Annotated in this window: 28 protein-coding genes and 1 tRNA gene; 25 read left to right on the top strand and 4 right to left on the bottom strand. The window is 59.0% G+C overall.

The genetic code is table 11. The annotated features are described in order from the left end of the window. Positions 1–66: 66 nt before the first annotated feature. On the bottom strand, positions 67–1,383 hold the full coding sequence (gene rimO / locus AO692_RS10040) for a 30S ribosomal protein S12 methylthiotransferase RimO (RefSeq protein ID WP_054309924.1): 1,317 nt from the start codon (positions 1,381–1,383) through the stop codon (positions 67–69). 147 nt (positions 1,384–1,530) lie between these two features. Then, positions 1,531–2,217, bottom strand: a complete 687-nt coding sequence (locus tag AO692_RS10035; protein WP_054309923.1) for a TerC family protein — start codon at positions 2,215–2,217, stop codon at positions 1,531–1,533. A gap of 245 nt (positions 2,218–2,462) precedes the next feature. Here AO692_RS10035 and AO692_RS10025 point away from each other — a divergent pair. The 5 genes from AO692_RS10025 to AO692_RS10005 all read left to right on the top strand — a co-directional run bounded on the left by AO692_RS10025 (position 2,463) and on the right by AO692_RS10005 (position 7,595). Next, positions 2,463–2,552: transfer RNA gene (locus AO692_RS10025), tRNA-Ser, on the top strand. Between the two features lie 171 nt (positions 2,553–2,723). Continuing rightward, positions 2,724–3,959, top strand: a complete 1,236-nt coding sequence (locus AO692_RS10020; protein ID WP_054310025.1) for an integrase arm-type DNA-binding domain-containing protein — start codon at positions 2,724–2,726, stop codon at positions 3,957–3,959. 29 nt (positions 3,960–3,988) lie between these two features. Beyond that, positions 3,989–5,587, top strand: a complete 1,599-nt coding sequence (locus AO692_RS10015; RefSeq protein WP_054309921.1) for an AAA family ATPase — start codon at positions 3,989–3,991, stop codon at positions 5,585–5,587. Then, a complete protein-coding gene (locus AO692_RS32205) occupies positions 5,584–5,991 on the top strand; it encodes an HNH endonuclease signature motif containing protein (RefSeq protein ID WP_082407286.1) in 408 nt (135 codons plus the stop codon). Before AO692_RS10015 ends, AO692_RS32205 begins: the two co-directional genes overlap by 4 nt. Then, on the top strand, positions 5,982–7,595 hold the full coding sequence (locus AO692_RS10005; protein ID WP_054309920.1) for a terminase TerL endonuclease subunit: 1,614 nt from the start codon (positions 5,982–5,984) through the stop codon (positions 7,593–7,595). Before AO692_RS32205 ends, AO692_RS10005 begins: the two co-directional genes overlap by 10 nt. Positions 7,596–7,633: 38 nt before the next feature. Here AO692_RS10005 and AO692_RS33865 read toward each other — a convergent pair whose 3' ends face one another. Then, positions 7,634–7,756, bottom strand: coding sequence for a hypothetical protein (locus AO692_RS33865; protein ID WP_280138589.1), 123 nt, complete (start codon positions 7,754–7,756; stop codon positions 7,634–7,636). Between the two features lie 299 nt (positions 7,757–8,055). Between AO692_RS33865 and AO692_RS33110 the strand changes: the two genes are divergently transcribed. From AO692_RS33110 to AO692_RS09945, 13 genes are all read left to right on the top strand, one after another. Next, positions 8,056–8,208, top strand: coding sequence for a hypothetical protein (locus AO692_RS33110; protein WP_161808057.1), 153 nt, complete (start codon positions 8,056–8,058; stop codon positions 8,206–8,208). A 20-nt stretch (positions 8,209–8,228) separates the two neighbouring features. Next, positions 8,229–8,441 carry a hypothetical protein gene (locus AO692_RS10000; RefSeq protein ID WP_054309919.1) on the top strand — a complete coding sequence of 71 codons (213 nt, stop codon included), beginning with the start codon at positions 8,229–8,231 and terminating at the stop codon, positions 8,439–8,441. A 13-nt stretch (positions 8,442–8,454) separates the two neighbouring features. Beyond that, positions 8,455–8,850, top strand: a complete 396-nt coding sequence (locus AO692_RS09995) for a hypothetical protein (RefSeq protein ID WP_152979782.1) — start codon at positions 8,455–8,457, stop codon at positions 8,848–8,850. Positions 8,851–9,153: 303 nt separating this feature from the next. Then, on the top strand, positions 9,154–10,437 hold the full coding sequence (locus tag AO692_RS09990) for a phage major capsid protein (RefSeq protein ID WP_152979781.1): 1,284 nt from the start codon (positions 9,154–9,156) through the stop codon (positions 10,435–10,437). A 3-nt stretch (positions 10,438–10,440) separates the two neighbouring features. After that, the gene (locus AO692_RS09985) at positions 10,441–10,716 is read left to right on the top strand and encodes a head-tail connector protein (protein WP_054309916.1); all 276 of its coding nucleotides are present in this window, start codon (positions 10,441–10,443) and stop codon (positions 10,714–10,716) included. Beyond that, entirely contained in the window at positions 10,716–11,240 is a 525-nt protein-coding gene (locus AO692_RS09980; RefSeq protein ID WP_054309915.1) for an HK97 family phage prohead protease, read from the top strand. Before AO692_RS09985 ends, AO692_RS09980 begins: the two co-directional genes overlap by 1 nt. After that, positions 11,227–12,447 carry a phage portal protein gene (locus AO692_RS09975; protein ID WP_054309914.1) on the top strand — a complete coding sequence of 407 codons (1,221 nt, stop codon included), beginning with the start codon at positions 11,227–11,229 and terminating at the stop codon, positions 12,445–12,447. The genes AO692_RS09980 and AO692_RS09975 overlap by 14 nt, the downstream gene beginning before the upstream one ends. Continuing rightward, positions 12,444–12,623 (top strand): hypothetical protein, encoded by a 180-nt coding sequence (locus AO692_RS09970; protein ID WP_054309913.1) that lies wholly within the window; start codon positions 12,444–12,446, stop codon positions 12,621–12,623. The genes AO692_RS09975 and AO692_RS09970 overlap by 4 nt, the downstream gene beginning before the upstream one ends. Next, positions 12,620–12,952 (top strand): head-tail adaptor protein, encoded by a 333-nt coding sequence (locus AO692_RS09965; protein ID WP_054309912.1) that lies wholly within the window; start codon positions 12,620–12,622, stop codon positions 12,950–12,952. The genes AO692_RS09970 and AO692_RS09965 overlap by 4 nt, the downstream gene beginning before the upstream one ends. Then, the gene (locus tag AO692_RS09960) at positions 12,949–13,515 is read left to right on the top strand and encodes a hypothetical protein (RefSeq protein WP_054309911.1); all 567 of its coding nucleotides are present in this window, start codon (positions 12,949–12,951) and stop codon (positions 13,513–13,515) included. The genes AO692_RS09965 and AO692_RS09960 overlap by 4 nt, the downstream gene beginning before the upstream one ends. Beyond that, entirely contained in the window at positions 13,502–13,768 is a 267-nt protein-coding gene (locus AO692_RS09955; protein ID WP_054309910.1) for a hypothetical protein, read from the top strand. Before AO692_RS09960 ends, AO692_RS09955 begins: the two co-directional genes overlap by 14 nt. Continuing rightward, on the top strand, positions 13,765–13,974 hold the full coding sequence (locus AO692_RS09950) for an AlpA family transcriptional regulator (RefSeq protein WP_054309909.1): 210 nt from the start codon (positions 13,765–13,767) through the stop codon (positions 13,972–13,974). The genes AO692_RS09955 and AO692_RS09950 overlap by 4 nt, the downstream gene beginning before the upstream one ends. A 551-nt stretch (positions 13,975–14,525) precedes the next feature. Next, positions 14,526–15,677 carry a GGDEF domain-containing protein gene (locus tag AO692_RS09945; RefSeq protein WP_054309908.1) on the top strand — a complete coding sequence of 384 codons (1,152 nt, stop codon included), beginning with the start codon at positions 14,526–14,528 and terminating at the stop codon, positions 15,675–15,677. 289 nt (positions 15,678–15,966) lie between these two features. Here the strand turns inward: AO692_RS09945 and AO692_RS33665 are convergent, their stop codons facing one another. Continuing rightward, positions 15,967–16,146 (bottom strand): hypothetical protein, encoded by a 180-nt coding sequence (locus tag AO692_RS33665; protein ID WP_244483319.1) that lies wholly within the window; start codon positions 16,144–16,146, stop codon positions 15,967–15,969. Here AO692_RS33665 and AO692_RS09940 point away from each other — a divergent pair. The 7 genes from AO692_RS09940 to AO692_RS09910 all read left to right on the top strand — a co-directional run bounded on the left by AO692_RS09940 (position 16,136) and on the right by AO692_RS09910 (position 23,676). Beyond that, positions 16,136–17,227 (top strand): septal ring lytic transglycosylase RlpA family protein, encoded by a 1,092-nt coding sequence (locus tag AO692_RS09940; protein WP_280138587.1) that lies wholly within the window; start codon positions 16,136–16,138, stop codon positions 17,225–17,227. The genes AO692_RS33665 and AO692_RS09940 overlap by 11 nt on opposite strands. 79 nt (positions 17,228–17,306) lie before the next feature. After that, positions 17,307–18,479, top strand: a complete 1,173-nt coding sequence (locus AO692_RS09935; protein ID WP_152979780.1) for a D-alanyl-D-alanine carboxypeptidase family protein — start codon at positions 17,307–17,309, stop codon at positions 18,477–18,479. A 180-nt stretch (positions 18,480–18,659) separates the two neighbouring features. Continuing rightward, a complete protein-coding gene (gene tmk / locus AO692_RS09930; protein WP_054310023.1) occupies positions 18,660–19,334 on the top strand; it encodes a dTMP kinase in 675 nt (224 codons plus the stop codon). Continuing rightward, on the top strand, positions 19,331–20,386 hold the full coding sequence (locus tag AO692_RS09925) for a DNA polymerase III subunit delta' (RefSeq protein ID WP_054309906.1): 1,056 nt from the start codon (positions 19,331–19,333) through the stop codon (positions 20,384–20,386). The genes tmk and AO692_RS09925 overlap by 4 nt, the downstream gene beginning before the upstream one ends. A 121-nt stretch (positions 20,387–20,507) precedes the next feature. Next, the gene (gene metG / locus AO692_RS09920; RefSeq protein ID WP_054309905.1) at positions 20,508–22,061 is read left to right on the top strand and encodes a methionine--tRNA ligase; all 1,554 of its coding nucleotides are present in this window, start codon (positions 20,508–20,510) and stop codon (positions 22,059–22,061) included. Beyond that, positions 22,061–22,855, top strand: coding sequence for a TatD family hydrolase (locus tag AO692_RS09915; RefSeq protein WP_054309904.1), 795 nt, complete (start codon positions 22,061–22,063; stop codon positions 22,853–22,855). Before metG ends, AO692_RS09915 begins: the two co-directional genes overlap by 1 nt. Before the next feature lie 2 nt (positions 22,856–22,857). After that, entirely contained in the window at positions 22,858–23,676 is an 819-nt protein-coding gene (locus AO692_RS09910; RefSeq protein WP_054309903.1) for an MBL fold metallo-hydrolase, read from the top strand. The last annotated feature ends 48 nt before the right edge of the window (positions 23,677–23,724 follow it).

The raw sequence follows: 23,724 nt of genomic DNA, 5'->3' as shown, positions 1-23,724 counted from the left end.
GAATGAAAAGGGCGCCTCTCGGCGCCCTTTTTTGATTCAGCTGTGCTGTGCTCGGCGGTCGAAAAATCAGACAGCCATGCCGTGCAGATCGTAGGCATCAGCCCTGTCGATCTTGACGGTCACGATATCGCCGACACGCAGCGGCCGGCGCGACTGGATATGCACCGAGCCGTCGATCTCGGGCGCATCGTATTTCGTGCGCCCCTTGGCGACGGTGCCATTCGCTTCGTCGATGATGACAGGCAGGCGCCTGCCGACCTTCTTCTGCAGTTGCGCAGCGGAGATCTTCTGCTGGCGCTGCATGAAGCGGTGCCAGCGCGCTTCCTTGACTTCGTCCGGAACCTGCTCGAGGCCGAGCTCATTGGAACGTGCACCCTTCACCGGTTCATATTTGAAGCAGCCCGCGCGATCGATCTTTGCTTCATCCAGCCAGTCGAGCAGCATTTCGAAATCGTCTTCCGTCTCCCCGGGAAAGCCGACGATGAAGGTCGAGCGGATGGCGAGATCGGGGCAGGCGTCTCGCCACGAACGGATGCGCTCCAGCGTCTTCTCGCCATGGGCGGGACGGCGCATGTTCTTCAGGACCTGCGGCGAGGCATGCTGGAAGGGAATGTCGAGATAAGGCAGGATCTTGCCTTCAGCCATCAGCGGGATGACATCCGCGACATGCGGGTAGGGGTAGACGTAGTGCATGCGTACCCAGATGCCGAGCTCGCCGAGTTCCTGCGACAGGTCGAGGAACTTGGCGCGAATTTCACGATCTTTCCATGGGCTGCTTGCGTATTTGATGTCGACGCCATAGGCGCTGGTGTCCTGCGAGATCACCAGCAACTCCTTGACGCCGGCGGCGGCGAGTTTTTCCGCCTCGCGCAGCACGTCCCCGGCCGGCCGCGAGACAAGGTCGCCGCGCAGGGCAGGGATGATGCAGAAGGTGCAACGGTTGTTGCAACCCTCTGAAATCTTGAGATACGCATAGTGGCGTGGGGTCAGCTTGACGCCCTGCGGCGGCACCAGATCGGTGAACGGATCATGGGCCGGCGGTGCAGCCTCATGCACGGCCTCCATCACGCTTTCATAGGCCTGGGGACCGGTGATTGCGAAAACATTCGGATGTTTCTCGCGGATCAGCTCAGGCGTTGCGCCCATGCAGCCGGTGACGATGACCTTGCCGTTCTCCTTCAAGGCCGTGCCGATGGCATTCAGGGACTCATCGCGCGCGGAATCGAGAAAGCCGCATGTGTTGACCACGACAAGGTCTGCGCCGTCGTGCTTGCGGGATATTTCATAACCCTCCGCGCGCAGCCGCGTCAGGATGCGCTCGGAATCGACAAGTGCTTTCGGGCATCCGAGGCTGACAAAGCTGATACGTGGCGCTGCGGTCATCGTGGCGTTCCAATGGACGCGGGCCGGAACCCTTGAAGGGCCGGCCCGGAAATCTCTGGTTTTCAGTTGGTGCGCTTTAAGCAGCGCTCAATTCAGCGGCGCAATAGCACAGTTCCAAAGTCAAGCAAACCGCAGGGTGCAGCCCTCTCAATGCGCTGCACCGGCTTCCTTGCCGAACCATGGCGTCAGGAACTGGAATTGTTCGGGGAACTGCTCGACCGCACCGTCGAGCAACATCTTCAGCGCGACGTAGAGGATGATGAGCAAGCCGATGTAGGCGATCCAGCGGTAGCGGTGCAGCAGCCGAGCGACAAAGGACGCGGCAAAGCCCATCAGGGCAATCGACAGCGCAAGGCCGATGATCAGCACCGTCGGGTGCTCCATCGCGGCACCAGCGACGGCGAGCACATTGTCCAGCGACATCGAGACGTCGGCGATGACGATCTGCCAGGCAGCCTGGGCAAATGTCTTGCGTGCAGGCCCCGATGACGCCTTTCCGCTGTCGATATCGTCCAAGGCCTCGGTGGCCTCGTGCTCCTCCTCGTGGGTGACACGCAGCTCGCGCCACATCTTCCAACACACCCACAGGAGTAGCAGACCACCGGCTATGAGCAGCATCGGTCCGATCGCAAGCAGCCATTGGGTGATCAGTGCGAAAATGATGCGCAGAACGGTCGCGGCTGCGATACCAACGAGGATCGCCTTCTTGCGCTGGTCCTTTGGGAGTCCAGCCGCAGCAAGGCCGATGACGATTGCGTTGTCGCCGGCAAGGACCAGATCGATGGCGATGACCTGGAGGAGGGCCGACAAACCTGCTGCGGTGAAGATTTCCATCGATGGAAGCACTCCTCATCAGGGGGTATGAATCTGGCCCTACGAGCATCGACCTGTGGCGTCAAGCGCAGGGGCGTGGAATGATCGTGGAAAGCCGGCACTTCGGCCATCGCTTGATTATCCTAACATCGGCGACAATCGTAATGACACCATCGATCCCGTTGACGCTGGGAACCGGAAAGCGCTAAAGCCGGTTTCGACCCGTTCGGCACGGCAAGACAATCGCTTGCTGGGCACTGAACAGTGGAGGGATGGCCGAGCGGTTTAAGGCACCGGTCTTGAAAACCGGCGTGGCAGCGATGTCACCGTGGGTTCGAATCCCACTCCCTCCGCCAACGACCTTTCCCATACATATTCAATCACTCCCACAAGCCACTGAAATAACGGCATTTCATGCTGAATTTCATTGCCATGCGTTGCCATTTCACACCACGCCTACCCGATGGAAGTCGGGTATAAAACCGGGTATCTTTCCCATGGACCGGGTATTTCAAGGGGAAAGCGTCATGTTGACAGACATGCAATGCAAGGGCGCAAAGAAGGCGGATAAGCCTTACAAGCTTACCGATGGCGGCGGTTTACACCTGTTTGTCAGCACGGCAGGCGGCAAGTTATGGCGATTCCGGTACGAGTTTGGCGGAAAGGAAAAGCTACTTTCTCTGGGTGCGTATCCACAAATTTCTCTTGCTGATGCGCGCGCGGGGCGTGACGAGGCAAAAGCTACTCTTCGCAGTGGCCGCGACCCTGGCATCACGAAGAAGCTTCAGAAGCTTGCTCACGTCACAAGCAGTGCAAACACGTTCGAAGCCATCGGACGCGAATGGTACGAACTGCAGCAGCCACAATGGGCGGACCGGCATGCGCAAGACGTGATCGACAGTCTCGAAAACGATGTCTTCCCGACCTTTGGCAACGTTCCGATCAAAGACATAACCGCAGCCGAGGTATTGGCCTTATTACGACCGATCGAAAAGAGGGGAGCGAAGGAAACGGCTCGCCGCATTCGTCAACGTATGTCGGCCATCTTTGTCTACGCTGTCTCTTCAGGGCGAGCCGATAACGACCCGGCTGCAGTTGTGAAGGGTGCAATGGCACCGATAAAGAAAGGCAAGCAGCCCGCCATAGTCGACTTGGACAAAGCGCGGGAAATGCTGGCCAAGGCGGAGGCAGAGCCCGCACATCCAGTAACGAAGCTCGCCTTGCGCATCCTCGCACTAACAGTCGTGCGGCCCGGCACGCTGGCAACAACGCCATGGTCGGAGTGGCCGGCCAATCTCGAGCTTTGGCACATTCCAGCCGAGCGGATGAAAATGCGGCTGCAACATAAGGAGGACGAGGCTCGCGACTTCCTCGTGCCGTTGTCGAGGCAAGCCATTGAGGCCATCGACGCGCTCCGCACGATATCGGGGCGTGGGCCGCTCGCCTTTCCAAATACGCGGCACGCCCACAAGCCTATGAGCGAGAATGCAATAGGGTATCTGCTCAACCGTGCTGGATACCACCACAAGCACGTCCCGCACGGATGGCGAGCGACTTTCTCTTCCGTGATGAATGAGCAATTCAGAACCGACAAATCCGTCATAGACCTCATGTTGGCGCATGTGCCGAAAGACAAGGTGGAAGGCGCCTATAACCGCGCGCTGCATTTAGAGCGGAGGCGGGAACTCGCCCAAATTTGGGCGGACCTCATTCTTGAGGGCGCAAGGCCGGCTGCTGACCTTCTGGTCGGGCCGCGACGATAAATGGGATAAATCCTGAAAGGAATTAATAGTTGCAAACGCAACGTAAGGCCGATCCACGCGAAGCCGCGTGGCGGCCATTCATTGAAATGTGCCACCGTCTATCTGGCGACCCTGTTCTCATTCCGGACGGCAAGACGGAAATCACCCGCGACGATCTAACGAAGCTATCGCATTGGGATGACATCAGCGAAGCAGACATTCCTCGTCTCGCAATCCTCACCGACAGCTTCGTCCGGTTCATAGGCGATGGCGACGACGCGTCCGTGTTGACGGTTTGGAATGAAGGTACGCCGAACGTTATGCTTATCGAGGGCGAATTCGTACCGGCGCTAGACGCAGTGATGGATGTCATATGCGGGAATGAGGCCGAACTTGTCGAACAGTCGCGGCCCGACCCACAAGAGCGATTGGCAAAGATCGCTGACAAGTTAGAGCGACGGATAGAAGAGCGGCATGCGAGGGAGGCGGCCAACAACAACACTCAGGCCATAAAAACCGGCTTTGTTCGGACAAACACAACCGACCTCCTGGCGCAGACCTTCGCGCCAATCAAGTGGATCATTCCGGGATACGTGCCGGAAGGTCTGACCCTACTGGCCGGTAAGCAGAAGCTTGGCAAAACATGGATGGCGATCGATTGGGCTGCTGCCGTGGCGTCTGGCGGGTACACCATGGGAATCGGCTGCGAACAAGGCGATGTGCTCTATATCGACATGGAGAACGGCGACCGCCGCATACAGCGGCGCATTTTCGCCATGTGGCCACTGAAGCCGGTGCGCCCCGATCTGTCACGGCTCGAATGGGCGAGCGCATCACCTGTCATCGGCAAGGAATTCTATGCTGCATTGGACGAATGGTATGCGGCCGTTGCCAACCCGCGACTTGTCATCATTGACGTTTTCCAGCGCATCAAGCCAAACGGCAGTGCAGCCAAGAACGCCTATGAAAATGACTACGCAGCGCTGACGGGGTTGCAGCAATGGGCAACGTTACGGGGCGTTGGCGTCGTGGCGCTACACCATCTCAAGAAAGGTGGATCCGATAGTGACGATCCGTTTGAGAAGCTTTCCGGTTCCAACGGGCTTTCGGCTTGCGCGGACACGACGCTTGTTCTCGACCGAAGCGCGCAAGGCTGCACATTGTATGGCAGAGGCCGCGACGTGGAAGAGATAGAGTCGGCGGTAACGTTCGATAAGACGACTTTCCGATGGAATGTGCAGGGCAATGTTACCGATGTTCGCCGTTCAGACGAGCGCGGTAACATTCTGCAAGCACTGCTCGACGCGGGCGAATCCATGTCTCCGAATGTGATCGCAGATGTTACCGGCCAGCGACCCGGTAACGTTCGACGGCTGCTTTTGAGCATGGTGAAGGCCCAAGAAGTACGGAAAACCGGGCGTGGCAGCTATGCGCACCCCGCTGTTACCGACGAAACGCACACCACCGGTAACAACGGTAACAAGGTAACAACGCCTAAAGATGACATGGTAGGTAACAAGGTAACAGAGGAGATTGTCAGCGATGACAATCACCCACTTGGGCAAGCCATTGTTACCGATGTTACCGTTGTTACCGCCCCCTTGGATGACGACGACATTCCATCATTCTTGAAGCGGAAAGCATCATGAGCAAGTGGCCATACAACACAACCGCTTGGCGCGATCTGCGCCAGGCGAAGCTGTCCAGCCAACCGCTGTGTGAGGTGTGCTTGAGGCGGGAGGTTGTGGAGGTTGCGAACACCGTCGACCATATCGTGCGCATCAATGATGGCGGGGAACCATTCCCGCCTCTGGCTGGCCTGATGTCGCTGTGCCCTGCCTGCCATCAGCACAAGACCAATGCCGAACGTGATGGCACCGGCCGCAAGGTCAAGGGGTGCGACGTCAACGGCAACCCATTGGATGACAGCGACGGCTGGTACGAACCGGGGGGCTTCGCGGAACGGGAGTCGACGCGCAGAGGACCAGCGGGGCAGCCAAAGACAGAATTAGTTTCACCTGACAACCAAATGGAGTCCGAACTGTGGGTTTGAGAGGCCCCGGCGCCAGAAAGAAAGGCGCCTCCATCATATCCGCACCAGCCCGTGAACTGCCTTGGACGCGGCCTGATCTGACCCGTGTAGAGCGGCTGGTTGCGTTCATGGAGTTCCTGCCCATCACCAAGGGTATTTTGGCTGGTCAGTCCATGAAATTGCTGCCGGAGCAGATCGATTTCATCGACGCCGTCTATGGGAATGTCGATGACGAAGGCCGGCGCAAGGTGCGGCTGGCGATTAGGTCGGAACCGCGTGGCGGTGGCAAGACTGGCTTCCTGGCAGGCTTGTGTCTCGCTCATTTGCTTGGACCGGAAAGCGAGCAGCGCGGCGAATGCTACAGCGCTGCGATCGACAAGCAGCAGGCCGGCCTCCTTTACCGCGAAATGGAAGCCATCATCCTCGCCGTGCCGGAATTCGACGGCAGGGTAAACTGCCAGCGCTTCCACAAGCGGCTCGAGGTTTTGGACGGTGACGGCAAGGGATCAATCTATGAATCCTTGTCAGCAGATGTTCGGCGCGGTCACGGCTTGGCCCCGTCGTTTTGGGTCTATGATGAATTCGCCCAAGCGAAGACGGACGAACTGCTGCACAACCTTCAGACCGCGCAGGGCAAGCGGAAAGAGTCGCTTGGCGTCGTCATCAGCACACAAGCGGCCAACGATCAGCATCCGCTTTCGGTGATGATTGATGACGCGCTGAAAGGCGAAGATCCATCTGTTTTCTGTCAATTGATCTGCGCGCCGGAAGACGCCGACCCGTTCGATGAAGAAGTCTGGAAAGCCTGTAACCCCGCATGGGGCATCTTCCTCGATGAGGTGGAATTCAGGGCACAGGCGGAGCGCGCCAAGCGCATATCGTCGTTCTTGCCGCGGTTCTTGAACCTGCGCTTAAACAGGCGAGTGGAGGCACAGGAACGCTTTATCAGGGCGGATGAATGGAAGCGGTGCGGTGGGCCGGTGGACGTTGCCAGGCTGGCCGGTCGGCGTTGCTATGGCGGCTTGGATTTGGGTTCGACGCGAGACCTGTCGTGTCTAACTCTGGTCTTTCCCGATGACGAAGGCGGCTTCGACGTGGTGCCTTTTTTCTGGTGTCCTGGCGACAACCTCTTGGAACGGGAGGACGTGGATCGAGTGCCATATTTTGCCTGGTCGAAGGCCGGACATATCGAGCCGACACCGGGCGCGGCAACCGACTATAGCTTTATCGTCCATCGTCTAGGCGAGTTGGTGCAGATGTACGACTTGCAAGCTGTGGCGTTTGACAGGTGGCGCATCGAAGATTTCCGGCGCGACCTGTCTGAGGACGACATCACTGTAGATCTTGTCGAATTCGGGCAAGGCTACAAGGACATTTCGCCGGCCTTGGATTTCATGGAAACGCTTATCATTGGCGGTAAGCTGCGGCACGGGGATCACCCCGTCATGACGTGGAATGCGTCAAACGCCGCCGTAACCCGCGACCCGGCAGGCAATCGGAAGCTCGATAAGGACCGCAGCCGCGAAAAGATCGACGGGCTGGTTAGCCTTTGCATGGCTCTCGGAATTGCGAGACGCCATGAGGAAGACAGCTTGCCTGCTTGTTTGATGGACTTGGCGGCTTAAAGGAAAAGGGCACCCCGTTTCCGGGATGCCCTTCTTCATCAGAACAGCCGTGCAATGGCGGCCAGGACCGAAACCAAGGCTAGAGGCACGGAGCACCCTAGCGCCAGGCGGAACGTTGCGCCGCTCGGCTGGCTGGTTTCGATAGCAAGTGTCAGGGACATGCCCTTTTCCTTTCTACCTTGCGCGTGCCTCTTGATGAGCCGAACATCGCGCATAAGACCAGCAACGGGATCGTTTCAGACCATTGGAATTCAGCTGGTGCGGCGATCCCACGCCTTCGGCTGACTCGTGTTGCATATGAAGATGATGCTGAAAGCGCTGGCGTTCAAGACCAAGCCGAAAAATATGCAAGTTTGCATATTCAGCCCGAAAAAATATGCAAGTTTGCATATGAAAAACAATGTGTTGACTGATTTTATTAAGCCGATCATTGTGCCTCTGTGAATGCGGAGGGCATCCAATGATTGGTCGGCTTTGCATCGTGCTGGACACCGGTTTTCGCGGGTTGGTGGTCGCCAAGCTATCGCGACTTGGCGAGGCCGACCGTTACGCGGTCCGCCTCCACGGTGGTGAAGAGGAATGGTTTGAGGCGTACGATTTAGAATTTCTCTGAAACAGGAAGGGCTTGGGAAAATGGCACAGGGACTTGCAATAACGCGCGGGCAACTCGCCAAGATGCGGCGAGAGGCTGCCGATCGTGTACAAGGTGAGCATCATAAAGACCAATTGGCGGAACTGGTGCGTCTGCACCTTGCGATTGAGGCTATCGACGCGGTTCTAGCGGAGCGAAAAATAGGGGATGCCAAATCCCCATGGGATGATCCGAACTTCAAGCTATCGCGTTGAAGGAATGGCAGCGATGAACATTGAAAAGAGATACAAGGTCGCGACGCTCATGGCGGCAATAGCGGAAGTCCCCGACGATAGATTCCGCTATGCTGGTTACGAAGACAAACAACTCTTCGCAGCACTTATTGAAATCGTCCCGAATCCGGAAATGTTGGCCCGCTATGCTGTTGATCTTGATCGGGCACATCAGCGAGGCGACCTCTTCCTAAAGAAGCTAGAGGGGGACGTTACGTCGACATCTGGAAGCTATGACTATGTTGGGTTGTTCCGGGGAGCGTATGCCGCATTGCAGGACGTGCGGAAGAATCTGGTCAATGCTCAAATGGCAAACGCGCTACCCTTTGATGACGACCTGCCGTCGATCACCAGCGTTATGAGCCACATTGAGGTCGAGCGGCGAGGATAAGATTTTACGGTCGGCGCTGGAATTTTTCGGCGCTGACCACTATATATAGATTACGGATGCGAATGAACCGCATATCTTGTGTCTTGGACCTAAAAAAGACACATTGATGTGCGATCCTATTATCGTAATCGGTTTTTTGCCGATTCGACTGCGGCCAAGCCGCATGAAAGACCTCGCCCTGTGCGGGATGAAAACCGGCCAACTAAAGGACCGGAAATGAATTTGGGGATGGCAGCTAACGCTGCTGGGAGTTTCACAATCTAGAGATTTTTAGCCTGCCGGCGTCTGCCGTGCGGGCTTTTCGTGTTTTCCGGAATTTCTCCGGGAAAACCCGCAGGTACCTGCGGGAATCAAACGGGCCGGCTCGCCCTGGAAAGCAAAAAGCCGACCCATTCACAAACTGTCTCGAAAGGACAAACTTTGAACGTTCATCAATATCAAGAACAGCGTGCAGCCAAAATCGCAGAAATGAAGTCGCTTGGCAACGACCTCGACGGCGAAAAGGCTACGCGGTTCGACACTCTGGAAGGCGAAGTCCGCGCGCTCGACACCAAGATTGCACGTGCGGTCAAGCTGGCCGAATTCGAACGGCAAGCGGAAACTGTCGACCAGAAATTCGAAGCCGAGACCCGCGAGTTCTCGATTACGAAGGCGCTCCGCGAAGGCCCGGATCACCTGTCCGGCCGTGAGCGCGAAGTTCACACGGAGTTGGCCAAGGGCCGCGAAACTCGTGGCGTGATGGTCCCCACCTCGCTCATCTTGGGCGAAACCCGCGCCATGACCACGGCCACGGCAGGCGACACTGTTGCCACGAACCTGGGCGGCATGATCGACCGGCTGCGTCCTACCATGGCTGTGCAGCGCCTTGGCGCAACCGTACTGTCCGGCCTTACCGGCAATCTGGACCTGCCTAAGCTGACTGGCGGCCCGTCCGCGTACTGGATCGCGGAAGACGCCGCGACCACGGCTTCAGACTCGACCTTCGACAAGATCAGCCTGGCACCTAAAACGGTCTCCGGCGAGATGTATCTGTCGCGCCGACTGGTGCTGCAGAACAGCGTCGCCCTTGAGAACGTCCTGCGTTCGGATCTTGCCTTCGTGCTAGGTCAGGCGCTCGACAAGGCCGCAATTGCTGGCACTGGCGCGTCAAACCAGCCGAGCGGTATCACTACGCTGGTTGCGGAGTCCGCCACGGCTTCGACCGCCTACAGCGATATCGCGGCCGACTTGATCGCTGATATCGAGGCCGACAATGTTGATGGCACGGGCGGCTTCCTGTTCGACTCGTATGTGCAGAACATCCTTCGCAAGCTGAAGGAAACGTCCACTACGCTGCCGATCCCGATCGGCGCGACGCTGCACAGCGAGCCGCACGTGATGTCCAACAATGTCCCGCTGGTCGCGACTGAACATCCTTTCGTGTACGGCATCTGGTCGAACCTTATCCTCGCCTACTGGTCGGGTGTGGATCTTCTGGCGAACCCGTACAAGGACGCGAGCAAGGGCGGCCTCTGGCTCCATGCCTTCCTCGACGCGGACATTTCCGTCCGGCACGAAGAGGCCTTCTCCTGGAAGGGCGTTGCCTAAGTCATGGCCGTCTCACTAGCTGAAGCTAAGGCGCACCTGCGCATCACCCACAACACGGATGATGCCTACGTGACCAGCTTGATCGAGGCGGCGCAGGACTACGTTGTGCAGGTGGGGGTGGCAATCGCCCCCACCATGCCGACCCCTGTCAGGCACGCTATCCTCCTGCTGATTTCGCATTTCTATGAGCATCGCGACGCAGCGACCGACCGTCCACCAGCGGCCATCGCGTACGGCGTCAATGCGTTGCTATCCCCATACAGGACACAAGACATTTAATGGAAAAGAGACAAGCTACGGAGCTTCGCGCCGAAGGGCGGAAGCTGACCGGCTACGCTGCGGTTTTCGGCCAGGAAGCGCGGATTACGGACTTTGTTGAGACTATCGAAGTTGGCGCATTCAAGCGCAGCCTAGCCGCCAAGTCAGACATCCTGGCACTGGTCGACCACGACTCCGGCAAGGTGCTGGCCCGAACCAAATCCGGCACCCTGCGGCTTTCTGAAGACGAGCGTGGGCTGAAATTCGAAGTTGATCTGCCTGACACCGGCCTTGGCCGCGACATTGCCGCTATGGCGGCGCGCTCTGACCTTGGCGGTATGAGCTTCGGCTTCAGCGTTCCGGATGGCGGCGACGAATGGCGTGGCGACCGGCGCACCCTGCGCAATGTCGTGCTGCACGAAATCAGTGTGGTGCAGTCCTTCCCAGCATATTCCGGCACGTCGGTTTCTGCTCGCGCCAAACAGAAACGCACCGCAGAAGCACGCCGGCTGGCAAGATTGGAGCTTGAGCATGTGGCCGTTTAAATCCGCAGAAAAGCGCATCGCCACGTCCGACCCGTACCTTGGCGAGTTCCTTGGCGCGCGTTGGACGGCGCGTGCGGATATCGAGAAAGCATCCGGGCTGGCCGTGGCTCACAGGGCCGTGCAGACGATCAGCGAGAACCTGGCCGCGATGCCCTTGAAGGTCTACCGAGAGGGCGACAACGGCGACCGGAAGGCCGCAACCGATCACCCGCTTTACGGTGTGCTGCACGACCAGTTCAGCCCGACGCTGACCGCCTTTGAAGGCCGCGAGATGATGCTTGCCGCGGTCCTGATCCACGGCAATGGCTATGCCCGTATCGAGCGTAACGGCCGAGGACAAGTGGTAGCGCTGCATCCGATCATGCCCGGTTCGGTTACGGTCGAAGTTCTGACGAATGGCCGCCATCGGTACAAGGTCGCGCTGGCCAACGGCGGCACTGATACGCTGTTGCAAGAGGAAGTCCTGCACCTGCGCTATAGGACAGCGGACGGCGTGCTTGGCATGTCCCCGATCCAGATCGCGGCTGGCACGTTCGGGCTGGCGATTGCGCAACAGGATCAGGCCGGCGCGGCTGCTGAGAACGCCTTCCGTCCTGCCGGCGCGCTGGTGTTCCCTGACAAGCTGGCAACCGGCACAGGTGCGGGCAGCAAGGACAGTGTTATCCAGAAGTTCAAAGAACGCTTTGTCGGCCAGTTAAAAGCCAACGAAGTCATGGTGTTGGACGGCGGCGCTAAGTTTGAAACTTTCCAGTTCTCGGCCAAGGACAGTGAGTTTCTAGAAAGCCGGAAGCTCACCAATTTGGACATCGCCCGTGTTTATGGCGTGCCGCCTTCAATCGTTGGTATCACTGACAACAGCACGTATAGCAACGCCGAAGCGGAAAGCCGCGCCCTTGTCATGCGCTGCCTAGCGCCGATGGCGCGCCGGATTGAACAGGCGCTGAATTCATCGCTGCTATCGCCGGAAGCACGCAAGACCCTCCTGATTGAGCACGACATGAATTCGCTCCTGAGGGGCGATCTTGTGACCCGATACAATGCTTTCAGGATCGGACGCGAAGGCGGTTGGCTTTCTGTCAACGAAATCCGCGCCTTTGAGAACCTTGGCAAGATCACGGATGGCGATAGCTACGTTCAGCCGCTGAATATGGGCGTGCTTGGCGGGGCTAACGACAATCGGGCCGTCATCGATGAGGCCGCAGCATGAGCAGCACTGTCGAAGTGAGGCGCCAGCTTGCCGCGATGGATGCGGTCGGCTGGGCAATGGTCGGCCTTGACGCTGATGGTCCCGGCTGGCGCCGTTACATGAGAGATGACGAGCATCCTCGTTTCCTCCGTCAGTACCGCGATCTGCGCGATCTCCTGCATGAGGAGGTCGCATGACGGCGGGGCAACTTCGGGAACTCGTAACGCTCCAGTATGCCACCTTGGAAGACGATGGCGCAGGCAATGAGATTCCCACTTGGCACGACATCATCGTGCCGGCGAGGATCCGCTACCTCAAGGGAAGCGAAGAAATCATCGCAGCCCGCCTCACTGGCGTACAACCGATTGTCATCACGATCAGAAACGGCGGCCCTGCGGCCGCTGTAACAACCGACTGGCGGGCCATCATTACCCGGACAGCCGAGACATTGCAGATCAGAAGCAAGATCACAGACGAGCGGGGCGCTTGGATCGACCTGCTTTGCCAATCAGGAGTGCCAGCATGACCATCTTCAACACTGAAATTCGCGGCATGACGTTCTTCAGGGGAGCCGTCAGCAAGTCCGGCGTTCATCGCCTTGCGCTAGCCGAAATCTACATTCCAGAACTCCAGATGATGATCCGGGGCGTGCAACTCACGTGGACTCCGGGCAAGGGCTATGGGGCTCAATCACCGGCCGCACTGATCCACGGCGCAGTCTATGCAATAGGTTGGAACCTGAAGAGCGCCTTTGCCGTCGACCTAGCCGCAAAGATGGTCAAGATGTTCGAGGCCATGGGCGGTGTACTACCCGCACCCAAGCCAGTAAGTCGGCATGATCATGTGACCGGAAAGCCAATCGGGTCCGACCCGTTCGAGGCTGCAAAATCTGGCGAGATCGAAAGGCGCGTTTTCCCCGCTGAATTCAAGATCGGAACAGTGAATGGTCGGCCAATCGCAGAAGCAGTGGCAGAAGCTAATAGCCTCATCGCAGCAATGGATGACGGCGTAGACGATACGGAAGGCTTGCATCGTACACTTGGCGTCAACCCGGCAGTTTCCGAGACGTGCGACCGTGCAGGGCTTTGAGATCAAGATTAGGGCACTTCGGCCGGTAGCAATCGCTGCCGGTCCGAACTGGGACGCCATTGCTAGCTTTGACGCCGAGATTGGTGATTTCCGCGTGCGCAACGGTCTGCTTAAGCGCAGCGCGGTCGATGGACGCCACATCGTCGCGCTCGGCGCGCACAAGGACAGGCGACTAACCCTGCCGGCTATGTGTGAGACTCGCGATCGGCTCGTTGAGGCTGTGCTCGAAATCTATGAGGGGAGGGAACATTGAAGGCGGCTAATGACAACCTGCCTGAAAGGCTTTTGAAGCTAAAGGAAGTCATGCACATGACGAGCCTTGGTAGCAGCACGATCTACCGAAAGATGGCAGACGGCACATTCCCGCGCCCCCGCGTTCTCAGCGAGGCTTGCGTGCGGTGGATGGAATCGGAAATCCTAGCGTGGATGACTGCGTTACCCATCGCCAAAGCCGCCTGATTCAATCCCGGGTATTCTATGGGGTATTTTGTCGCATCATCTATAAAAATGACAAGCAATAACAATGGCATAGATAGGTTAGTTTGGCGGTCACTCCCTCCGCCACTTCAGCTCCTGAGTGGGCGCTGAGCTTACACCACTATTTCCCACAAGCGCCTGAAGCAGCCGGGACTTCCATGTCGGCCGCGCCCAGCTCGACGGCGTCGCAGACACGCCAGAGGCGCAGTTCTGATTGGACGCACGCTTGTTCAGCTCGGCGATGTGCTCGCGGCGGCGCTCGGGCTGGAGAATCCGATCTTCCAGATGGATCCTGAAGACAAGGGAACGTTGCCGAAGTCGGTGTGGCAGTCGGTTTCGATTCTGCTGCGGATTTTCAGCCTCTCGTTCATGCAGCTGTAGCCCGAGCAATATACACAAGCGCGGTTCTGCGGATGAGATTGCTCTTCATTGTACGGATAGACAAAAAGGTCAGAAGAAACAGAAATTTGAGAGCTTGCCGCTAATACTTGATCTTTGACCCGCAGTCGGCTGAACGGAAATTCTGAAGACCCATGTTTTTCGATCAGGTCACTCTTCTACTCGCGGTAGGCGTCGCCTGTAGTGCGCTGTGTGCGACTCTGTTCGGGGCTTGGATCGGATCGCGCCGCGACACTTTCCTGTTCAACTGGTCGTTGGGCTTGGGTTCCATCGTCTTGGGCATCGTGCTGATCAGTGTGGTGGGTCACAACTACGATCCTTTGCTCCACATGGCGTCCTTCACCGCGCTTCTTATGGGATTTGGGTTCATCTATGCTGGCTCCATGCAGTTCCGGCTCGGCAATATCCGCTGGACAGCGGTCTGGATTGCTACCGGACTGGGAGTTCTCTCGACGGCCAGCGCTTTTGCACTGGGATTATCCGGCGTCGGTGCCGCAGTCGCCAACCTTGGGATCGCGCTCCTGCTGATGTTGACGGGTTGGCAATATTGGGTTGGCCGCGCGGAAGGGCCGATTGTGATGGTGGCGGACGCGATACTTTACGTCATCACGGCAATCTCGTTTGCTCTTTGCGCTCTGGCGATCGGGCTTCAGCGCAAATGGACCCTGACGGAACTCCCGATAAACTGGGCAGAAGCCATCAACTCCATCGTGGTCATTATTGGTTTGGTGAGCATCGGCGCACTGTCGCTTGCCGCCAATCAGGCCAGGATTTCACATTTTCATCGGATGGAGGCACTGACGGACCCTCTGACGAAGCTCCCCAACCGCCGAGCCTTGATGGGACGCTACTCATCGACGGCGCACGCCCGCACGGCCGCGCTTCTGTTCGATCTGGACCATTTCAAATCGATCAACGACAGCTACGGCCATGCAGCGGGAGACCTCGTCCTCTGTCACTTTGCCGAAATTCTCTCTACCAGAATCCGCGTCTCAGACGTCGCCGCTCGAGTGGGCGGGGAAGAGTTTTGCGTCATTCTTCCCAATGTCGACCTGAAGATGGCAGTAAAATTCGCCGAGCACATCCGGATGAAGACTGAGGAGAAAAAAGTCGCCTGGGTCAACGAACAGATAGCAGTGACAGTCAGTGTCGGCGTGGCATACACTGCGAAGGGCGAGGAGAACTTCAACACACTGTTGGAGCGGGCGGATCAAGCACTTTATAAGGCAAAGACGGGTGGCAGAAACAGGGTGGGAAGCGACGGTATCCACCTCGTAAGCCAATAAGCTGGTTCCCGGCCCACAGCTTGCCGCCGATCGTCAGAAGCGGGAAAGCATTTCGCCCGAGATCGGTGTTCAGTGAACCTCTTCGAGAAGATGCGTGGAGTTCAGGCCGCCACATGAACTCGCTTCCGGCTCGGGCACGATGGCTGCGGCTTAACGGGTAGGCTCGCCGCTGTGCAAAGCCACCGTTCCGCCACAATCTCGCCGGTTTCGGACCATAGTCGGTTAAGCGCATGATAAGCAATTCCTGCGCAAAAAGGGGCTCTGGGGATCGGGGCGTCGGACAGGCTTGTCACACGAAACGCGTCGGCTTCGCCTGTGTTTGAGTAGCGTCGCCGTTGTTCGGAGGGGACAGTTCCAGCATGCCAAGTTCGGCGCGTTTTCGTCGTATCTCCACCTGTGCGCTATTGGCCGTTTCGGTCGGTTTTCTCGCCGCTTGCGCGTCATCCGAGCCGAAAAGCATGGTGAGCAAGAAGCGCTCCAAGGAATATTTTGCGGAATCCGACTACGGCGTGAAAGCCAGCCCGCGCGTCGCCATGCGTCGCGGAGGAGGGCGCGACCAGCTTGGCAAACCTTACCAGGTGCGCGGCAAGTGGTATTACCCGAAGGAAGAGAAACGCTACTCCAAGACCGGAACCGCGTCGTGGTACGGCGAGGCTTTCCACAGCCGCATGACCGCCAATGGCGAAGTCTATGACCTGTCGCAGCTCACTGGCGCGCATCCCACCATGCCTTTGCCGAGCTATGCGCGCGTTACCAATCTCGACAATGGCAGCTCGGTTATCGTGCGCGTCAACGACCGTGGCCCGTATCACGAGGGCCGCCTGATCGATTTGTCGAAGCGCGCAGCTGACATGCTGGGTTATTCGAAAATCGGCACGGCGCGGGTCAAGGTCGATTATGTCGGCCGTGCGCCGCTCGAAGGCAACGACGATTCCTATCTCGTGGCGTCCTATCATCCGGGCAACAAGCTGCCCGATCCGTCCGACGGGCTGCCGACCGGCGTGATGGTCGCCATGAACGGCTCGATGCCGAGCATGCCGGCGCGTGCCAGTGCCGCCATTCCGTTTCCTGGCCAGTTGACGGATTCGACATCAACGCCCGAACCTTTCCCGGCAGCACAACCCGTCAGCGCCGACAGTGTCGTGCTGCCGGATTTCGGCCCCATCGCGCCGGTACGGCCCGATATCGCCGGGAGCCCGAAACTGACATTTGAAATGGCGAGCCTCAACTATGCGGCAGAGCGCACGGAGCGCTCCGCCGCTGCCTTCGCAGCGCTGGAGGGGCCGGCAGCTGCCATGGGCAACTGGAAACAGCCGGAGGATCCATCCGACGACTATGTCGCCGCAGGCACTTTCGACGATGCTGCGGAAGCAAAGCAGGTGGCGGCCGCGCTGACGGCTTATGGGCGCGTCGAGATCGACCAGGCCAAGCTTGACGGCAAGGACTGGTTTTCGGTCAATCTCTACCAGGACGGCCGCATGAGCCTCGACAACATGCTGGAAGCAGCCTGGAGCCACGGCGCGCCGGACGCTTTCGCCGTTCGCGATTGAACAGGCAGGGCATCGTCCGCAATCCATCTGCCGTACAGCACGATTGATCCGTTGTGGGCGATCCTGATAACGTCCCAATATGATTGCCAAATCTCGTTTTTTCTCCCCTTTGATCGCCTTGATCGGCTCTGTCCTGCTCATGCTGTCGGCTTTTCCGGCAGTCGCGCAGTTGTTCGAGACCAAGGCGGCGACAGCATTCATGATCGACGCCGAAACCGGCACGGTGCTTTTTGCCAAACAGGCCGACAAGCCGATCCAGCCCGCGTCGCTCGCCAAGCTGATGACGTTGGAAATGGCCTTCAATGCCGTGAAAAGCGGCCGCATGACGCTCAATGACACTTTCGTGGTCAGCGAAAACGCCTGGCGCAAGGGTGGCGCGCCATCCGGCACGTCAACCATGTTCGCCGCACTCAAATCGGTGATCCGGCTCGAGGATCTGATGAAGGGCATTGCCGTGCAGGCCGCCAATGACGGCTGCATCATCATTGCGGAAGGATTTGCCGGCTCCGAAGGAAATTTTGCGCTCCAGATGAATGAGCGCGCGAGAGAGATCGGCATGCCGATCTCGACCTTCGTCAACGCCACCGGCTTACCTGCGGACGGGCAGAAAACGACCGTGCGCGAAATGACCCAACTGGCTTTGCGTCTGTCGCGGGAATATCCGCAATTCTATCCCTATTTCGCCCTGAAGGACTTCACCTGGAACAAGATCACCCAGCGCAACCGCAATCCTCTGTTGGCCATGGATGCCGGTGCCGAGGGGCTGGCGGTCGGCGCCAGCGAACAGGATGGTTTTGCCATCGTCGGAGCACTCACCCAGGGCGGCAGGCGGGTGATTGCCGCCATGAGCGGCTTGGCTAATGATCGCGAACGCTCCGAGGAATCCCGCAAGCTGCTGGAATGGGGCCTGCGTTCCTTCGAGAAGACGGAAGTTTTCGCCAAGGACGAGATCGTAGGGGAGGCGGACGTGTTCGGTGGCGCCAAATCGGGTGTGGCGCTGAAAGCCGATGGACCGATCGATCTCCTGTTGCCCATCGCCAACCGTGACAAGGTCACCGCGCGTATCGTCTACAATGGCCCGCTGCCGGCACCTGTCGAGGCCGGTCAGCCCGTTGGCACGCTGCGCGTCTGGATCGGCGATACGCTAAGCCAGGAAAAGCCGGTGTTCGCGGCCGAAACGGTGGAAGTGGGTTCGTTGCCGCGCCGCGCGGCGGACGCCGTCAAGGAGCTTGCGGTTGGCTGGCTGCGCTAGTTGTGTGGATGAAATCACGGGCATCCACACCAATTCTTGTGCACGCTTTTGCGTGTCAGTTGTGGACCTTGCTGCCGGCCCGCACTATGAGGGTGTGATCGGCAGGATGCCCTAGTCCTCTCGCCGCGGCGGCATAGGACACCTATGTTTGATGTCGGGGCCATAACCGAGGCGCAGTGTTTGGCGAACGGATATTTCATCACTTTCGAAGGCGGCGAGGGCGCCGGCAAGTCGACGCAGATCAAGCGGCTGGCTGAGCGGCTTCGCGGCAAGAAATATGATGTCCTGGTCACCCGCGAACCAGGCGGTTCGCCAGGCGCGGAAGCCATCCGGCACGTGCTGCTGTCCGGCGCGGCGGAATCCTTTGGACCGAAGATGGAGGCGCTGCTGTTTGCCGCTGCACGCTCGGATCACGTCGAGCAGGTGATCCGGCCAGCCGTGGAGCGTGGCGCGATCGTGCTGTGCGACCGTTTCATCGATTCCTCCCGGGTCTACCAGGGCGCCACCGGCGGCCTCGACCCGGCCTTCATCGACACGCTGCAGCGTGTCGCCATCAACGGCATGGTGCCGGCCCTGACACTGATCCTCGACATAGATCCGCAAGAGGGGCTGCGCCGCGCAACGGCACGCCGCAATCCCGGCGAAACGCCTGACCGGTTCGAGAAGGAAACGCTGGCCATCCATCAGCAGCGCCGCGACGCCTATCTGGCCATCGCCAAGGCCGAACCCAAACGCTGCGTGGTCATCGATGCTTCCGGAGATGCCAATGCCGTCGAACATGCGGTGACGGATGCCGTTTTCGCGATGCTGCACAAGTCCAGGCCAACCAAGGCCAATCACAAGGCACCGGCATGAGTTTCGAGCGGCTGGCGCCCGAACAGCACGACACGCTGGATGATGTTCCGGAGCCTGCGGAGAACCCGCGCCTGATCGGGCACGGGGAAGTCGCGACAACATTGGCCTTGGCCTACAAAGCAGGCAAGCTTCCGCACGCATTGATGTTGTGCGGGCCGGCAGGCATCGGCAAGGCCACGCTTGCTTTTCATCTTGCGCATCACGTGCTGAAACACCCTGACGCCAGGCTGGCGCCGGAAACACTGGCCGTTCCCGATCCCGCGTCAGGGCTTTTCCGACAGGTCGCCATGGGCGCTCACCCCTCGGTGCTGCATCTCACTCGGCCGATGAATGACCGCACGAAGGCATTCAAGAGCGTGGTGACGGTCGACGAGATCCGAAAGGTCGGGCAGTTCCTGTCGATGACCTCGCACGACGGTGGCTACAGGGTGGTGATCGTCGATCCTGCGGACGACATGAATACCAATGCTGCCAATGCCTTATTGAAGAATCTTGAAGAGCCGCCTGCGCGCACGGTTTTCATTCTCGTTGTTCATGCGCCGGGCAGCCTTTTACCAACCATCCGCTCGCGCTGCCAGGTGCTCAGGCTCGCACCGCTTGAAGAGTACGACCTCATGACCGTGCTCGCCACGATCGGCCAGGCAAGCCCTGATGATGCCGCCCAGCGCACCGCGCTCGCCGAACGGGCAGGGGGCAGCGCCCGCGCCGCGATCCTGCTCACCCAATATGGCGGTCTCGAAATCGCCGCCGCGCTTGAGAAGCTGGTTTCCGCGGGCAGGATGGATATCGCCAATGCCCACAGATTGGCGGAGACGGTAGCTGGCCGCGATCAGGCGATCCCCTTTGCGACCTTCAACCGCCACGCTCTCGAATTGTTGTCGGACGCTGCAAGTTCGTCTGCCGTTGCCGGCGATCTCGCGCGAGCCAAATCTCTATCCGACACTTGGCAAGATGCGCAGCGCGCTATATCTGAAACCGAGACGTACAATCTCGACAAAAAGCAGCACGCACTCACGATGATCGACCGCCTGAATTCTGCAATGCGAATGTGACGGCGTCAGTCCATCTGCACGCGCAAAGAACGCTCTATGGCTTTCGCCATGCCGATGCGATATCCACGCCCCCGATATCCGTTCAGACATTCTTCCATTCAGACATTTATGACGGCCCACCATGTCCCGTGAGAAATTCTACATCACCACTGCGATCTCCTATCCGAACGGCAAGCCGCATATCGGTCATGCCTACGAGCTGCTCGCCACCGATGCGCTCGCCCGCTTCCAGCGGCTGGACGGCAAGGACGTCTTCTTCCTGACCGGTACCGACGAACACGGCATCAAGATGCTGCAGACGGCCAAGAAGGAAGGGATCACGCCGCGCGAACTGGCCGATCGCAATGCCGCCGAGTTCCAACGCATGGCGCAGGCACTCAACGCGTCGAACAATGACTTCATCCGCACCACAGAAGAACGTCATCATGCCTCTTCGCAAGCCATCTGGAAAGCGATGGAAGCCAATGGCGACATCTACAAGGGCGGCTATGCCGGCTGGTATTCGGTGCGTGACGAAGCCTATTACGGCGAGGAAGAAACCGAAGTCCGCGGCGACAATATCCGCTACGGCCCGCAGGGCACGCCGGTTGAATGGGTCGAGGAGGAAAGTTATTTCTTCCGCCTCTCGGCATATCAGGACAAGCTGCTGGCGCTCTATGAGAGCCGGCCTGATTTCGTCGGTCCATCCGAACGCCGCAACGAGGTGGCATCCTTCGTCAAATCAGGCCTGAAGGATCTGTCGATCTCGCGTACGACCTTCGACTGGGGCATTCCGGTTCCGGGCGACGAAAAACATGTGATGTATGTCTGGGTGGATGCGCTGACCAACTACATCACCGCGGCCGGTTATCCCGACACCCAGGCCCCATCGTGGCGCTACTGGCCGGCCACGCACATCATCGGCAAGGACATCGTGCGTTTCCACGCCGTCTATTGGCCTGCTTTCCTGATGTCGGCGGGTATCGAATTGCCGAAACGCGTGTTCGCTCACGGCTTCCTGTTCAACCGCGGCGAGAAGATGTCGAAGTCGGTCGGCAATGTCATCGACCCGTTCACGATGGTCGACCATTATGGTCTCGACCAAGTGCGCTATTTCTTCCTGCGCGAAGTGCCGTTCGGCCAGGACGGCAGCTACAGCCACGAGGCGATCGTCAATCGCACCAATGCCGACCTTGCCAACGATCTCGGCAATCTGGCACAGCGCTCGCTGTCGATGATCGCCAAGAACTGTGGCGGCGTGGTACCGCAGCGCGGCACGCTCGCCGATGCCGACAAAGCGATCCTCGATCAGGCGGCCGCCGCATTGGCGACGGCGCGCAAGGCGATGGCAGATCAGGGTATCCACCACGCACTGGCGGCGATCTTCGCTGTCGTTGCGGATGCCAACCGCTATTTCGCGGCACAGGAGCCGTGGGCGCTGAAGAAGACCGATCCAGCGCGCATGGAAACCGTGCTGTGGACGACGGCTGAGATCATCCGCCGGGTCGGCATCCTGTGCCAGCCCTATATCCCCGGCTCCGCGGCCAAGTTGCTCGATGTACTGGCGGTTGCCGCAGATAGGCGCGACTTCGAGCATCTGGCTGACGCTCATGCGCTGGTACCCGGCACCGCGCTGCCGGCACCGCAGCCGGTATTCCCGCGTTATGTCGAACAGCCGCCGGAAGCGACCGCCTGATGCTTGTCGACAGCCATTGCCATCTGGATTTTCCGGATTTCGCCGAGGAACGGGCGGACATCGTCGCCCGCGCCCTGGCGGCTGGCGTCGGGCGCATGGTGACGATCTCGACGCGCGTGAAGCGTTTTCAGCAGATCATTGAAATCGCTGAAACTTTCGAAGAAGTTTTCTGCTCGGTCGGCACCCATCCGCACAATGCCGCCGAAGAGCTCGACATCACCACCGGCGACCTTGTTCGATTTGCCGACCACCCGAAGGTGGTTGCCATCGGCGAGGCCGGCCTCGACTATTTCTACGACAAGGCGCCGCGCGATGCGCAGGCGCAAGGTTTTCGCGCCCATATCGCGGCGGCGCGCCAGACCGGCCTGCCATTGGTCATTCATGCGCGTAATGCCGACGACGACATGATCGCGATCCTGCAGGACGAAACAGGGAAGGGCGCCTTCCCTTTCATCCTGCATTGCTTTTCTTCAGGGCGCCGGTTGGCTGAGGTCGGCGTGGCACTGGGCGGTTACGTCTCGTTCTCAGGCATTCTGACCTTCAAGAACTCGGCCGAATTGCGGGAAATCGCCAAGGATGTGCCGCGCGACCGGCTGCTGGTGGAAACCGACGCACCTTATCTTGCGCCCGTGCCGCATCGAGGCAAGCGCAACGAGCCAGCCTATGTCGCTGAAACTGCAAAGGTTCTGGCGGAAACGATCGGCGTGGATGGGGAAGAAATCGCCCGGATCACCACCGACAATTTCTTCCGCCTGTTCTCGAAAATGCCGCGCCCAGCGCAGCAAGGCGGCTAAGCGTGGCCGATCGGCTCCGCCTTACCATTCTCGGCTGCGGCTCATCGCCTGGCGTGCCTCGCCTGAATGGCGACTGGGGCAACTGCGATCCGGCCAATCCGAAGAACCGGCGCATGCGCACCGCGGCTCTGGTCGAGCGTATCAAGGGCAATGGCGCAAGGACCACGGTTGCGATCGACACCGGACCGGATTTCCGTACACAGATGCTGATGGCATCGGTCAAGACCATCGATGCCGTGATCTACACCCATGCGCACGCAGACCATATCCATGGTATCGACGATCTTCGCACCTTTGTGATCGGCCAGCGTCGCCTGATGGACATCCATGCGGACGCAGCGACGATGGAGCGGCTGAAACAGGGTTTCGGCTACTGCTTCGAGACACCGCCCGGAAGCTCCTATCCGCCGATCCTGCAACCACATCTGATCGATCACGCCCAACCGGTCGTTGTGGAAGGAGAGGGGGGCGCCCTCTCCTTCGAGCCGCTGCCACAGGTGCATGGCGACATCGTCTCTCTGGGCTTTCGTATCGGCGGGTTGGCATATTGCCCGGACGTGTCGGACTTTCCGGCGTCGACGGCCGCTCGCCTGAAGGATCTCGACGTCCTGATCATCGATGCGCTTCAATACAGGCCGCATCCCAGCCATTTCTCGCTCGCCGAAGCGCTGTCATGGATCGAAAGGCTCGCGCCGAAACAGGCCGTGCTGACGCATATGCACGTGCCATTGGATTATGTGGTCGTGAAAGCCGAAACGCCGGACAACGTCGAACCAGCCTTCGACGGGATGATCATCGAAATCGCATACGATTCAATTTAGAGCGGGTGTTTGTTCGCACACGCTCTAAGCAGCGGATCTGGGAACCGA

It is taken from the genome of Mesorhizobium sp. 1M-11, from assembly GCF_001303895.1.
Lineage (GTDB): Bacteria > Pseudomonadota > Alphaproteobacteria > Rhizobiales > Rhizobiaceae > Mesorhizobium.
This window is presented reverse-complemented; position numbering and strand designations above follow the sequence as displayed.